Raw genomic sequence first — 13551 nt, 5'->3', positions numbered from 1 at the left:
TCGGCACCCGCTATTTGATGCCGCTGTGTTGCCCGCTCCGACCCGCTGCGCCCGGCTTCGCCGCGCTTGCGATCGTCGCAGACCTGCGCCGGTTCAGCGCAGGGGGTCTTTACTTCGAGTAGAACTCGACGATGAGCTGCTCGGCGAGCGGCACGTCGATCTGCGCCCGCTCGGGCAGCTGGTGGACGAGGATGCGCTGACGCTCCCCCACCACCTGCAACCAGCTCGGGATCGGGCGGTCGCCCGCGGTCTCCCGCGCGATCTGGAACGGCACGTTGTTCAGCGAGCCGTCCCGCACGTCGATGATGTCGTACTGCGACACCCGGTAGCTCGGGACGTTGACGTGCACGCCATTGACGCTGAAGTGTCCGTGGCTGACCAGCTGACGCGCCATCCGGCGGGTGCGAGCCAGGCCGGCGCGGTACACGACATTGTCCAGCCGGCTTTCCAGGATGCGCAGCAGCTCTTCGCCGGTCTTGCCGGGCTGGCGCACGGCCTCTTCGTAGTAGCGACGGAACTGCTTTTCCATCACGCCGTAGGTGAAGCGGGCCTTCTGCTTCTCCTGCAGCTGCAGCAGGTATTCGCTTTCCTTGATCCGCGCGCGGCCGTGCTGGCCGGGCGGGTAGGGGCGCTTCTCGAACGCCTGGTCGCCGCCGACGAGGTCGGTGCGCAACCGGCGCGACTTGCGGGTGACGGGTCCGGTGTAACGAGCCATTGGGTTCTTTTCCTCCTAGACCCTGCGTCGCTTCGGGGGGCGAACGCCGTTGTGCGGCTGGGGGGTGACGTCGGAGATCGCGCCGACCTCCAGACCGGCGGCCTGCAGCGACCGGATCGCCGTCTCCCGGCCCGAGCCCGGGCCCTTCACGAACACGTCGACCTTCTTCACGCCGTGCTCCTGCGCCTTGCGGGCCGCGTTCTCGGCGGCCAGCTGCGCGGCGAACGGCGTCGACTTCCGCGAGCCCTTGAACCCGACGTGACCCGACGACGCCCAGGCGATGACGTTGCCCTGCGGATCGGTGATGGTCACGATCGTGTTGTTGAACGTGCTCTTGATGTGGGCGGCGCCGTGCGGGACGTTCTTCTTTTCCCGGCGACGGGTCTTCTGCCCCTTCTTGGGAGCGGAGGCTGCCTTCTTGGCTGGTGGCATGGGGGGTTACCTGGCCTTCTTCTTGCCGGCGATGGTGCGCTTGGGGCCCTTGCGGGTGCGCGCGTTGGTCTTGGTCCGCTGGCCGCGCACCGGCAGGCCGCGGCGGTGCCGCAGGCCCTGGTAGCAGCCGATTTCGATCTTGCGCCGGATGTCGGCCTGAACCTCGCGGCGCAGGTCACCCTCGACCTTCAGGTTCGCTTCGATGTAGTCACGCAGGTGGGTCAGCTGGTCGTCGGTCAGGTCCCGGGTGCGCAGGTTCCGGTCGATGCCGGTGGCTGCCAGGATCTCGTTCGACCGGGTGCGGCCGACGCCGAAAATGTAGGTCAGGGCGATCTCCATCCGCTTGTCGCGCGGAAGGTCGACGCCTACTAGTCGAGCCATGGGGGGCGTTTCCTCTTTTTTCTAGGCGGAGGTCTGTTCCCAGCCCGTTCCCGGTCCCACCTGGGTGTTACCGGGGCCCGGCCTCCGACCGGACGTGGATGAGCGACGCTGATTCGTCTTTTTTGGCGCTTGGCGCGCCAGGCAGCTCAGTGGTGCTGGGAGGTCTGCATTCAGTTGTGTTCGGTTGGATCGTCCGACTCCTCCTCAGTCCGTTCACGGACTGCATCGTCGCCGGACGGTGCTGGGGCAGGTCAGCCCTGGCGCTGCTTGTGGCGCGGATCGGAGCAGATCACCATGACCCGCCCATGCCGACGGATCACCCTGCACTTGTCACAGATTGGCTTGACGCTCGGGTTCACCTTCACGGCAGTTCGATCCTGTTCTGTCTATTCGTAGGTTGTTGGAGCTCAGGCGCGGTTACTTGTACCGGTACACGATGCGGCCGCGGGACAGGTCGTAGGGAGACAACTCCACCACCACCCGGTCCTCCGGCAGGATGCGGATGTAGTGCTGCCGCATCTTGCCGCTGATGTGGGCAAGCACCTTGTGGCCGTTCTCCAGCTCAATGCGGAACATCGCATTGGGCAGCGGCTCGACCACCCGGCCTTCCACCTCGATGGCGCCGTCCTTCTTGGCCATAACTAGTTAAGAATCCTCGTCGTATAGTTTCGTTCTCGTCTGCGCCTAGTCGACGCGACAGTGCACCGACTTGGAACGTGAGCCGGTGACAGGAAATTCCTAGGGACTTGGCACACAAAAAGTCGGCGCGGATGCCGCACCGTTGTTCCACGATACCTGGTTATTGCCCTCCACCAAAATCGCTGCCGGCGGAACGCGGCCCGCCAGCTCGACCTCCCGCACGGCCGCTGACGAGCGCATACTTAACGCCGATGACTAACCCCTCGGCCCCCTCGGGCCCGCCAGAGGCCGCAGCGCAACCGCGCAAGCCCGTCATGCTGACCGTCGACGACGATCCCTCGGTGTCCCGGGCGGTCGCCCGCGACCTGCGCCGCCACTACGGCGAGCAGCACCGGATCGTGCGCGCGGAATCCGGGCCCGACGCCCTGGGCACGCTAAAGGAGCTCAAACTGCGCGGCGAGACCGTCGCGCTGCTCATCGCCGACTACCGGATGCCGCAGATGAGCGGCATCGAGTTCCTCGAGCAGGCGATGGACCTGTATCCCGCGGCCCGCCGGGTGCTGCTGACCGCCTACGCCGACACCCACGCCGCCATCGACGCGATCAACGTCGTCGACCTGGACCACTACCTGCTCAAGCCGTGGGATCCCCCGGAGGAGAAGTTCTACCCGGTCATCGACGGGCTGCTGGACGCCTGGCGCGCCGCGCCCGAGCACCCCATCCCGCACACCAAGGTGATCGGCCACCGCTGGTCGGCGCGGTCGTGGCAGGTCCGCGACTTCCTGGCCCGCAACGGCCTCTACTACACCTGGTTCATGGCCGACGAGCCCGCCGGCGAGCGACTGCTCAGCGCGGCCGGCGAGGACGGCAGGCGACTGCCGGTGGTCATCACCCAGCGCGGCGACACCCTGGTCGAGCCCACCGATGCGCAGCTGGCCGAGACGCTGGGCCTGACCACCACGCCGTCGCAGGAGTTCTACGACCTGATCGTGGTCGGCGGTGGGCCCGCCGGCCTGGCCGCCGCCGTGTACGGCGCCTCCGAGGGGCTGCGCACCGTGCTCATCGAGCACATCGCCACCGGCGGCCAGGCCGGGCAGAGCTCGCGCATCGAGAACTATTTGGGCTTCCCCGACGGGGTCTCGGGCGGGCAGCTGGCCGACCGGGCGCGGCGGCAGGCGGAAAAATTCGGCGCCGAGCTGATCACCGCGCGTAAGGCCGTCGCCCTCGAGGTGAACGGATCCAAGCGCACCGTGCGGTTCGCCGACGGCGGCTCGATCGACGCGCACGCCGTCATCCTGGCCACCGGGGTGTCCTACCGCCAGCTGCAGGCGGAGGGCTGCACCGAGCTGACCGGCTGCGGCGTGTACTACGGCGCGGCCATCTCGGTCGCCCCGGAGTGCGAAGACGAAGAGGTCTACGTGATCGGCGGGGCGAATTCGGCCGGCCAGGCCGCGATGTACCTGTCCCGGACGGCCAAGTCCGTCAACATCGTGGTGCGCGCCCCGTCGCTGGAGGCGTCGATGTCCTACTACCTCATCCAGCAGATCGAGGCGAACCCCAAGATCAACGTGCTGACCTGCACCGAGGTGCAGCGCGCCACCGGCGACGGCCACCTCGAGCAGCTGAGGCTGGTGAACAACCGCACCGGGGAGATCGAGGACGTCACCTGCGCGCGGATGTTCATCTTCATCGGCGCCGCCCCGCGCACCGACTGGCTCGACGGGGTGCTGGCCCGCGACGACCACGGTTTCATCCTGACCGGACCGGACCTGCGCAACGTGTGCGGCTGGACGTTGGAACGCCCGCCGCATCACCTGGAAACCAGCGTGCCCGGCGTGTTCGCCACCGGCGACGTCCGCTCGACCTCGGCCAAACGGGTCGCCGCCGCGGTCGGTGAAGGGTCGATGGCCGTCATGCTGGTCCACCGCTACCTGGCCGAGAGCTAGGAGGGGTATGACCGGCTCCGAATCGACCAAGGTGCCCTGTCAGCCCGACGAGCTGCGCAGCCTGTTCCTGTTCGAGGCGCTCACCGACGAGCAGCTCGCGGTGCTGTGCGCCAACGGCCACATTCAGCACTACGAACCCGGTCCGATCTGCGTCGAGGGCGAGCCGGCGACCTGCTTCTACGTCTTGATCGACGGGGAGCTCACCATGAGCAAGCTCTCCGGTGGCCAGGACATCGAGACCAACCGCACCTCGCAGCGCGGCGTGTATTGCGGGGCGTGGCGGGCGTTCACCGGCGGCAAGCAGAAGAGCTACGACGCCTCGGTACACGTGATTAAGCCGTCGCGCTTCTTCGTGATGGACGCGCCGGTGTTCGCCCAGTTCATGCGGGACCAGTTCCCGATGGCGGTGCATCTGCTCGACGGCATCGCCGTCGGCACCGACCGGACCCGCCGGATCATCGACAACCGAGAGAAGCTGCTGGCGCTGGGCCGGTTGTCGGCCGGGCTGACGCACCAGCTGAACAACCCCGCGGCGGCGATCTCGAGGTCCGCGGCGGATCTGCGCGAACGGGTGGCCAACATGCGCCACAAGCTGGCGATGCTGGCCGACGGGACCATCACCCCCGAGGCGCTCAGCGCCCTGGTGCGGCTGCAGGAGCGGGTCGCCGAGCAGGTCGCCAAGTCCGCTGCTCCAGGATCGGGGCAGCATTTGACCGCGCTCGAGACCTCCGACCGGGAGGACGCCGTCGGCGACTGGCTGGAAGAGCACGGCATCGACGGCGGTTGGGACATCGCCCCGACGTTCGTCGAGGGCGGCATCGACACCGATTGGCTGGAGCGGATCTCCGCGGTCACCGAGGAACTCGCATCGACATCGCTGGAGCAGGCGATCCGTTGGATCAACTACACCATCGAGAGCGAGCTGCTGATGAATCAGATTCTGGAAGCCAGCAAACGGATTTCGGCGCTGGTCGCCGACGCCAAGCAGTATTCGCAGATGGATCGCGCCCCGTTCCAGGTGACCAACGTGCACGACCTGCTGCGCAGCACCCTGGTGATGTTCGCCGACCGGTTGACCAAGGACGGCGGCAAGGGCGCGAAGGCGATCACCGTCGTCAAGGACTTCGACCAGACCCTTCCCGAAATCCCTTGCTACCCAGGCGATCTCAATCAGGTGTGGACCAACATCATCGACAACGCGATCGCCGCCATGCGCGACACCGGTGGCACCCTGACCATCCGCACCTGCGCCGAAGGCGACAACCTGGCCCGCATCGAAATCTGCGACACCGGCCCGGGCATACCCGAGGACATCCGCGAACACATCTTCGAGCCGTTCTTCACCACCAAACCCTTCGGCGAGGGCACCGGGCTGGGCCTGGACCTGGCGTTCAACATCGTGGTGAAGAAGCATCGCGGCGACCTGCGGGTGGAGTCGGTGCCCGGCGACACCCGGTTCATCGTGCTGCTCCCGCTCACGGCGCCCGCCGCCGACGTCGCGGCCACCGATCTCGACGATGCCGACGAGGATCTGGCCGTTTCGGAATAGCTTTCGCGGGGCGCGGGTTGGGAACAACCATGACCGATGCTGCGAGCAAACCCAATCTCGGCCGGTTCGGATCGTTCGGACGCGGCGTCACCCCCGAGCAGGCCAGGGACATCGAGGCGCTGGGCTACGGCGCCGTGTGGGTCGGCGGTTCACCCCCCGCCGAGCTGGCCTGGGTCGAACCCCTCCTGGAAGCGACCACGACGTTGCAGGTGGGCACCGGCATCGTCAACATCTGGACCGCGGCCGCGGGGCCCGTGGCCGAATCCTTCCACCGCATCGAGGCCGCCTACCCCGGCCGGTTCCTGCTGGGCATCGGCGTCGGGCATCCCGAGGCGCACACCGAGTACCGCAAGCCCTACGACGCGCTGTCCGACTACCTCAAGCAGCTCGACGACTACGGCGTGCCCGCCCACCGCCGGGTGGTGGCGGCGCTGGGCCCACGCGTGCTCAAGCTGTCCGCGGAGCGCTCGGCCGGCGCGCACCCCTACCTGACCACCCCCGAACACACCGCGCGGGCCCGCGAGCTGATCGGGCCGTCGGCCTTCCTGGCGCCCGAGCACAAGGTGGTGCTGACCACCGACGCCGAGAAGGCGCGGGCCGTCGGCCGCAAGGCGCTCGACATCTATTTCAACCTCGCCAACTACCGAAACAACTGGAAGCGGCTGGGTTTCACCGAGGACGAGGTCACCCGGCCCGGCAGCGACCGCCTGGTGGACGCGGTGGTGGCGTATGGCACCGTGGACCAGATCGCGGCGCGGCTGAACGAGCACCTCGACGCCGGCGCCGATCACGTCCCCGTGCAGGTCCTGACAAAGGATGAAAACCTGGTCTCGGCGCTGGCCGAACTGGCGGGGCCACTGGGGTTGAAGCAGTCCTGAGACCGTAGGGGGAGCCCAGATGACCGAGGGAGTTTCACTCAAGCCCGAACTCGGCCGGTTCGGCGTGTGGCTGCCCACCCGATCCATCTCCGCGGATTTGGCGGCGGGCATCGAATCGCTGGGGTACGGCGCCGCCTGGATCGGTGGCTCACCGGACGCCGAGCTGTCCTGGGCCGAGCCGGCCCTGGCGGCGACGACGTCGCTGCAACTGGCCACCGGGATCGTCAACATCTGGACGGCGCCCGCCGGGGCCGTCGCGGAGTCCTTCCGGCGGATCGAAAGCGCGCACCCGGGAAGGTTTTTGCTGGGCGTCGGGGTGGGCCACCCCGAACACACCGAGGAATACGTCAAGCCGTACGACGCCCTGGTCTCCTACCTCGACGAACTCGATGCCGCCCTGGTGCCGACCAGCCGGCGGGTGCTCGCCGCGCTGGGCCCGCGGGTGCTGCGGCTCGCGGCGCAGCGCAGCGCCGGTGCCCATCCCTACCTGACGACGCCCGAACACACGGCGAAGGCGCGCGACTTGCTCGGCGGGGCAGTGTATTTGGCGCCCGAACACAAGGTGGTGCTCACCACCGACGCGGAGCGGGCGCGCGCGATCGGGCGCCAGACGGTCGAGTTCTACCTGGGCCTGAGCAACTACGTGAACAACTGGCTGCGGCTGGGGTTCACCGAGGCCGACGTGCGCAAACCCGGCAGCGACAGGCTGATCGACGCGGTGGTCGCCTACGGCACGCCCGACGACATCGCGGCGCGGCTGGGCGAACACCTGCAGGCCGGCGCCGACCACGTGGCGATCCAGGTGCTCGGCGCCCACGATGAGGAAGCGCTGCTACCTGCGCTGAGCGAATTGGCCGGAGCTCTGGGGCTGACTGGCGCAAACTGACCGATCGGCTCGGTTAGGGTTTGGGCATGCGGTTACTGGTCACCGGCGGCGCTGGATTCATCGGCGCCAACTTCGTGCACAGCACGGTCCGCGAACACCCCGAGGATTCCGTCACGGTGCTCGACGCCCTGACCTATGCGGGTCGGCGTGAGTCGCTGGCCGACGTCGAGGACTCCATCGAGCTGGTTGTCGGCGACATCACCGATGCCGAGCTGGTGTCGCGGTTGGTCGCCGAATCCGACGCGGTGGTGCACTTCGCCGCGGAGAGCCACGTCGACAACGCGCTGGAGGGCCCCGAGCCGTTCTTGCACACGAACGTCGTCGGCACCTTCACCATTCTCGAGGCCGTGCGGCGTTACGGCGTGCGGCTGCACCACATCTCGACCGACGAGGTCTACGGCGACCTGGAGCTCGACGACCCCCAGCGATTCACCGAGGCGACGCCCTACAACCCGTCCAGCCCGTATTCGGCGACCAAGGCCGCCGCCGACATGCTGGTGCGGGCGTGGGTGCGCTCCTACGGCGTGCGCGCGACGATCTCCAACTGCTCCAACAACTACGGGCCGTATCAGCACGTGGAGAAGTTCATCCCGCGCCAGATCACCAACGTCCTCACCGGCCGGCGGCCCAAGCTGTACGGCACCGGGGCCAACGTCCGCGACTGGATCCACGTCGACGACCACAACAGCGCGGTCCGCCGCATCCTGGACTCCGGCGAGATCGGGCGCACCTACCTGATCAGCTCCGAAGGCGAGCGCGACAACCTGACCGTGCTGCGCACGCTGCTGCAGATGATGGGCCGCGAGCCCGACGACTTCGACCACGTCACCGATCGCGTCGGCCACGATCTGCGTTACGCCATCGACCCGTCGACGCTGTACGACGAATTATGTTGGGCGCCAAAGCATACCGACTTCGAGGAGGGTCTGCGTGCCACCATTGACTGGTATCGCGCGAACGAATCGTGGTGGCGTCCGTTGAAAGACGCTTCGGAAGCCCGCTACGAAGAGCGTGGGCAGTAGCGTGGAAGTTCGCGAACTGAAGATCCCCGGCGCCTGGGAGATCACCCCTACCGTGCACGGCGATTCGCGCGGGCACTTCTTCGAATGGTTCGCCGACAAGGGATTCAGCTCCTTCGCCGGTCATCGGCTGGACGTCCGGCAGGCCAACTGCTCGGTCTCCGCGGCGGGTGTGTTGCGCGGATTGCACTACGCCCAGGTGCCACCGAGCCAGGCCAAGTATGTGACCTGCGTTCGCGGTTCGGTGTTCGACGTGGTCGTCGACATCCGGGAGGGCTCGCCGACCTTCGGGCAGTGGGACTCGGTGCTGCTCGACGACTCCGATCACCGGACGATCTACCTGTCCGAGGGCCTGGGCCACGGGTTCCTGGCCCTGCAAGACGATTCGACGGTGATGTATCTGTGCTCGGCGGAATACAACCCGCAGCGCGAACACACCATTTGCGCGACCGATCCGGCGTTGGCCATCGACTGGCCGCTGGTGGACGGGGCGGCGCCCAACCTGTCCGATCGTGACGCCGCGGCGCCCAGCTTCGCAGAGGCGCGCGCCTCGGGGCTGCTGCCCACCTGGGAAGAGACGAAGGCGTTCGTCGACGGCCTGCGCGGCTGACCGCGCGCAGCCGTGGGCTTGAGCCCCAACGCTCTTGGCGCTCATCGGGCGCAAAACGGCGCCGCCCTGGTCACCGGCCTGTTGGACACATATTTAATAGCGCTGCGGTTGCGGTCACCGAATCGGGCGAGTACCGTCAACCGGCCCTCATCGCTGGCGGGTGAGGCTAAGATTGCGCCGATGATTCCGATGATGCCCAGCGCGGATGGCGGGCGACGCCGATGAAGCTCGGGCAGGTCTTCGATCCGCGAAGCAACGCGCTCAACGCATGGCGGTTGGCGCTCGCGGCCGAGGTCATCTTTTGGCACACCTACCCGGTTCGGGGTCATCTGCCGTCACTGCGGGCCGTTCTGCAGCTACTGCTGTCCGTAGGGGTGGACGGGTTCTTCGCGATTTCGGGATTCCTCATCACCGCGAGCTGGCTGAGCAACCCCAAGCTGCGCGCCTACCTCGCCGCCCGGGCCCTGCGCATCCTGCCGGGCTTCTACGTCTGCATGATCGTGACCGCCTTCGTGTTCGCCCCGCTCAGCGTGGCGATCCAGGGCGGTTCGCCGGCCAAGCTGCTGTTCTCATTCGCGCCGTTCGAATACGTGCTGAAAAACGCCGCGGTCTTATGGCTCAAGCCCGACGTCGGTGGCACCCCGCTCGACATTCCCAGTGCGGGCATCTGGAACGCGTCGCTGTGGTCCCTGTTCTGGGAGATCATGTGCTATCTGGTCGTCGCCGCCATCGGCGTGGCCGGACTGGCCAACCGCAGGTGGGTTTCGCCGGTGATATTGGTGGTGGCGGCGATCGGGGCGTCGATGATGCCGCCCGTCACCTTCCCCGAGGTGTTCAATCGGCCGACGGGCAACGTGGGCATCGTCCTGGTCTTCATGGCGTGCCGGGCCGCGATCATGTTCGCCGCGGGGGCGCTGCTCTATCAGTGGCGGGACGTGATCCCGGCGCGCTGGTGGCTGGTCGCGGTGAGCGTGGTGATCGTGCTGGTGGCCGGCCAGCTGCCGGATTACCGGGTGGTCGCCGCCGTTCCGCTGGCCTACGCCGTCATCGTCTCCGGGTCCCTGCTGCACAACCGGCGATTGCGATTGCGCACGGACCTGTCCTACGGCATGTACATCTATGCGTACCCGACCCAGCAGCTGCTGGCGGTCCTCGGGTTGCTCAGCCTCAATCCGATCGTGTTCTGCCTGACCGTGGCCGTGGCCACCCTGCCGCTGGCCGCTGCGAGCTGGTTCCTGGTCGAAAAGCCGGCGAGGTCGCTGAAGGCCCGGCTCAAACGGAGATCCGTCGGCTCCCGCGAGCAAGCGGCCCTGGCGATGCCGCCGGAGGTACCCGGTGCCGTTTAGCCATCGTCGTTGCAATTCAAGGACGCGAGACGCCGCGCCGCGGGCAAAGAATCGCGGGGCCACGACCTGATCGAGGCCAGCGCGAGCGTCAGCGTCAAAGTGTCCGCGGCCCGTACGATGGCGCCGACGGCGAGTGGTGTGTGGGGGTGGAGGGCTGGATGAAGCTAGGGCAGGTTTTCGATCCGCGAAGAAACGCGCTCAACGCACTTCGGTTGGTGTTGGCGGCCGAGGTGATGCTCTTCCACTCCTGGCCATGCACCGGCCATATGCCCCCGAAGGCAACGCTGCAGCTTTTCTTCTCGGTGGGCGTTGACGGATTTTTCGCGATCTCCGGCTTTCTCATCACCCGCAGTTGGCTGACCGACCCCCGACTGCGTGACTATCTCACGGCCCGCGCGTTGCGGATCCTGCCCGGCTTCTACGTGTGCCTGGTCGTGACCGCGTTCGTCTTCGCCCCGCTCAGCATGGTGATCCAGGGCGGCTCGGCCGCGAAGCTGCTCGGTTCCACCGCCCCGCTCCAGTACGTCCTGAAGAACAGCGCGATCGCTTACCTGCAGCCGACCATCGACGGAACGCTGCACGGCGTGCCGGGTGGACCCGCGTGGAACGGTTCGATGTGGTCGCTGATCTGGGAACTGCTGTGCTACGTGTTCGTTGCCGCCATCGGCGTGGCGGGGCTGGCCAATCGCCGGTGGATATCCCCCGCTGTTCTGGTGGTGGCGACACTGGCGGCGCTGGTGGTCCCGCCCCTGACCTTTCCCGGCGTGTGGACCATTCCGCAGCTCGCGGTGCGCGCGGCCATCATGTTCTCCGCCGGTGCCCTGCTGTATCAGTGGCGAGACGTCATCCCCGCCCGCTGGTCGCTGGTCGCGGTGTGCGTCGTCATCGTCATCGCGGCCGGCTTCCTGCCCGATTACCGGGTGGTCGGCGCGCTTCCGCTGGCCTACGCCGTCGTCGTCACCGGCTCCCTGCTCAAGAGCGAACGGTTGAGGCTGCGCACCGACCTGTCCTACGGCGTCTATATCTACGCATTCCCGGCCCAGCAATTGCTGGCCGTCACCGGGCTCGCGACGCGCCTGCACCCGGTGCTGTTCTTCCTTGCCGCGGTGCCGGCCACTCTGCCACTGGCCGCGGCGAGCTGGTTCCTCATCGAGAAACCCTCGATGTCCCTCAAGCGCCGGCTCCGGATCAAGTGGTCGGCCCCGGTGACGTCCAGCTCCGACGAGCCAGGGCCGGTCAGCAGGGCCGACGCCCTGGCCGACCAGCCGGCCCCGGAGGCCCCGGGCGCCGCCTAGTCTGCTCGCTGTCCCTCAAACGCCGCCTCAAACGGAGGTGGTCTGGCGCGCTCGAAGCCAAAGGCGGCCGCCAAACCCCCACAGCACCAGCGTGATCACCTCGGCCGTCACGCTGACGGCCGCGTACGGCGCCGGGTCCCAGCCGCGCTCAAAGAAGCCGGAGAGCCCGACGGTGCGCGACATAACGAACGCGACCAGCGAGCCGCCCGCCACCGCGGCGCCCGCCCAGCGCAGCCAGGCCGGCCCGCCGATCAGGATCAGCAGCGCGAGCGCGAACGACACGCTGGCCTGCGCCAGGAATGCCGCGCCGATCATCGGAATGTGGTGGTAGCCATGGACATAGAGATAGGCGTGGCTGGCGGCGGCGACGGCCAGCGACACGGCGAGGCCGAGCCGCACCAGGATGTTCGCCAAACTCATTGCAGCGTCCGCTCCTTCAAGGCCAAGGCGGTCTCTCCCCTGGTGTAGCTGACCTCGCGGATGCCCAGCGCGTCGCGCAGCTTGCCGGCGGGCAGCGTGACCGGCTTGGGCGCCGGCCCGTCACCCGGTCGCGGCAGTGGGTACGCGGTGGTGGTTGCGCTGTAGAAGGTCACGTTGTCTTCGGTCTTGGAAAACAGTTGGTGGACATGGCCGTTGAGGCAGGTGACGGACGCGAAGCGGCGCAGGTAGCTCAGCGCCTGGGTCGCGTCGTCGGTGCCCCAGCCCCATTGCGGGTACATGGCGAACAGCGGGATGTGGCTGAACACGATGATGGGGGTATCGCTGGACAGGCGGGCGACGTCCTTCTTGACGAACTCCAGCTGATCGGCGCCCAGGTGGCCGAGCTTGTGCAGGTTCAGGGTATTGACCAGCGCGATCAGGTGCACGCCGGCGATGTCGAGGCTGTACCACCCGTCGCCGATCGAGCCGGCGCCGAACGCGTTTCGGTACTTCTGCCCCGCGTCGTCGATCGAGTCGTGCTCCCCGGGCACGGTCAGCACGTGCGGCGTCTTGAGGCCGCTCATCATCTGCTTCACCTGGTCGAACTGTTCCGGGCTGGACAGGTGGGTGAGGTCGCCGGTGTGGATGACGAAATCCGGTGTGTATCCGAGGTTGTTGACCTGATCGATCGCGTGGCCGAACGTCGAGGTGACATCCGGGTTGGGTGCTCCGGTGAAACCGAGGTGGCTGTCGCTGATCTGGGCGAATCGCAGGGTGGGCCGTCCCGCCGCGTGCGCAGCCTTGGCGTCGCCGGCGGCATGGGAGATGACCTCACCGCCGGCCACCGCGAACCCGACCGCCGCCCCGAACCACGCCGTGTGCCGGATGAGCTGGCGGCGGGTCATGCCGTTCTCCCCGGTGCTGGTCATCCCGTCACCACCACGGTGCCACGCATCATCGGATGGATCGAGCAGACGTAGTCGAAAGTCCCTGCGGCGGCGAAGGTGTGGGTGAAGGTCGCGCCGGTGCCCATGCCGGGTGAGTGAAACGAGCCGTCGCTTGCGGCCACCGTATGAGGCTCTTCGTCGCGGTTGGTCCACGTGACGGTGGTCCCGGCGGTGACGGTCAAAGAGGCGGGTTGGAACGCGAAGCCGTCGATGGTGACCTCATTGCCGCGCACGGGAGCCGCCGGCGCGGTGATCGACACCTCGGCCGTGGGCGCCGCGGTGTTCGCCACCGGCCGGGACTGGGAGCAACCGGCCAATGCCAACACACCCGCGGCCGGCACGATCGCCAAACATCTTCGAAGCATGGGGATATCCATGCCCAGAGATATGGCGGCGGGTTACACCGCTCAGGCCGGCCGCTCGGGGCGCGCCGGTGCGAACACCTCGATGCCGCCGTTGGCCTCGCGAACCATCAATGCAGGCAAGGG

At 67.6% G+C, this 13551-nt stretch carries 17 protein-coding genes; 9 read left to right on the top strand and 8 right to left on the bottom strand.

Features of this window, described 5'->3' with window-relative positions:
- Positions 1-109: 109 nt before the first annotated feature.
- The 5 genes from rpsD to infA form a co-directional block, all read right to left on the bottom strand.
- Positions 110-715 (bottom strand): 30S ribosomal protein S4, encoded by a 606-nt coding sequence (gene rpsD, locus A5624_RS11770; RefSeq protein ID WP_066866267.1) that lies wholly within the window; start codon positions 713-715, stop codon positions 110-112.
- A 15-nt stretch (positions 716-730) separates the two neighbouring features.
- Entirely contained in the window at positions 731-1147 is a 417-nt protein-coding gene (rpsK, locus tag A5624_RS11765; RefSeq protein ID WP_008260256.1) for a 30S ribosomal protein S11, read from the bottom strand.
- Positions 1148-1153: 6 nt separating this feature from the next.
- Positions 1154-1528: a 30S ribosomal protein S13 gene (gene rpsM / locus A5624_RS11760; protein ID WP_007773477.1), complete on the bottom strand. Its 375-nt coding sequence runs from the start codon at positions 1526-1528 to the stop codon at positions 1154-1156.
- Between the two features lie 251 nt (positions 1529-1779).
- Positions 1780-1893, bottom strand: coding sequence for a 50S ribosomal protein L36 (gene rpmJ / locus A5624_RS27370; RefSeq protein ID WP_003879483.1), 114 nt, complete (start codon positions 1891-1893; stop codon positions 1780-1782).
- Between the two features lie 52 nt (positions 1894-1945).
- The gene (infA, locus tag A5624_RS11755; RefSeq protein WP_003418601.1) at positions 1946-2167 is read right to left on the bottom strand and encodes a translation initiation factor IF-1; all 222 of its coding nucleotides are present in this window, start codon (positions 2165-2167) and stop codon (positions 1946-1948) included.
- 251 nt (positions 2168-2418) lie between these two features.
- On the opposite strand from infA, the gene A5624_RS11750 reads away from it, so the two are divergent.
- From A5624_RS11750 to A5624_RS11715, 8 genes are all read left to right on the top strand, one after another.
- Positions 2419-4113, top strand: coding sequence for an FAD-dependent oxidoreductase (locus tag A5624_RS11750; protein WP_066866265.1), 1695 nt, complete (start codon positions 2419-2421; stop codon positions 4111-4113).
- Between the two features lie 7 nt (positions 4114-4120).
- Positions 4121-5662, top strand: a complete 1542-nt coding sequence (locus A5624_RS11745) for an ATP-binding protein (protein ID WP_066866263.1) — start codon at positions 4121-4123, stop codon at positions 5660-5662.
- Positions 5663-5691: 29 nt separating this feature from the next.
- Positions 5692-6540, top strand: coding sequence for an LLM class F420-dependent oxidoreductase (locus tag A5624_RS11740; protein WP_066866261.1), 849 nt, complete (start codon positions 5692-5694; stop codon positions 6538-6540).
- 19 nt (positions 6541-6559) lie between these two features.
- The gene (locus A5624_RS11735; RefSeq protein WP_066866259.1) at positions 6560-7426 is read left to right on the top strand and encodes an LLM class F420-dependent oxidoreductase; all 867 of its coding nucleotides are present in this window, start codon (positions 6560-6562) and stop codon (positions 7424-7426) included.
- A gap of 26 nt (positions 7427-7452) precedes the next feature.
- Positions 7453-8448, top strand: coding sequence for a dTDP-glucose 4,6-dehydratase (rfbB, locus tag A5624_RS11730; protein ID WP_066866257.1), 996 nt, complete (start codon positions 7453-7455; stop codon positions 8446-8448).
- Position 8449: 1 nt separating this feature from the next.
- On the top strand, positions 8450-9055 hold the full coding sequence (gene rfbC / locus A5624_RS11725) for a dTDP-4-dehydrorhamnose 3,5-epimerase (protein ID WP_066866255.1): 606 nt from the start codon (positions 8450-8452) through the stop codon (positions 9053-9055).
- Between the two features lie 221 nt (positions 9056-9276).
- Entirely contained in the window at positions 9277-10401 is a 1125-nt protein-coding gene (locus A5624_RS11720) for an acyltransferase (RefSeq protein WP_066866253.1), read from the top strand.
- Positions 10402-10559: 158 nt separating this feature from the next.
- Positions 10560-11696, top strand: coding sequence for an acyltransferase (locus A5624_RS11715; RefSeq protein ID WP_066866348.1), 1137 nt, complete (start codon positions 10560-10562; stop codon positions 11694-11696).
- A gap of 27 nt (positions 11697-11723) precedes the next feature.
- Here A5624_RS11715 and A5624_RS28175 read toward each other — a convergent pair whose 3' ends face one another.
- From A5624_RS28175 to A5624_RS11700, 3 genes are read right to left on the bottom strand one after another with little or no spacing between them, the layout of a single operon-like run.
- Positions 11724-12116, bottom strand: a complete 393-nt coding sequence (locus tag A5624_RS28175) for a hypothetical protein (RefSeq protein WP_066866251.1) — start codon at positions 12114-12116, stop codon at positions 11724-11726.
- Positions 12113-13045, bottom strand: coding sequence for a metallophosphoesterase (locus A5624_RS11705; protein WP_066866249.1), 933 nt, complete (start codon positions 13043-13045; stop codon positions 12113-12115). Before A5624_RS11705 ends, A5624_RS28175 begins: the two co-directional genes overlap by 4 nt.
- Complete coding sequence (locus A5624_RS11700; RefSeq protein WP_369827473.1) at positions 13042-13323, bottom strand: cupredoxin family copper-binding protein; 282 nt, start codon at positions 13321-13323, stop codon at positions 13042-13044. The genes A5624_RS11705 and A5624_RS11700 overlap by 4 nt, the downstream gene beginning before the upstream one ends.
- Here A5624_RS11700 and A5624_RS29025 point away from each other — a divergent pair.
- The coding region (locus A5624_RS29025) for a hypothetical protein (protein ID WP_232002249.1) at positions 13217-13551 on the top strand (335 nt) is incomplete at its 3' end. The two genes, A5624_RS11700 and A5624_RS29025, sit on opposite strands and share 107 nt — an antisense overlap.

The organism is Mycobacterium sp. 1482292.6 (assembly GCF_001672995.1).
GTDB lineage: Bacteria > Actinomycetota > Actinomycetes > Mycobacteriales > Mycobacteriaceae > Mycobacterium > Mycobacterium europaeum_A.
This window is presented reverse-complemented; position numbering and strand designations above follow the sequence as displayed.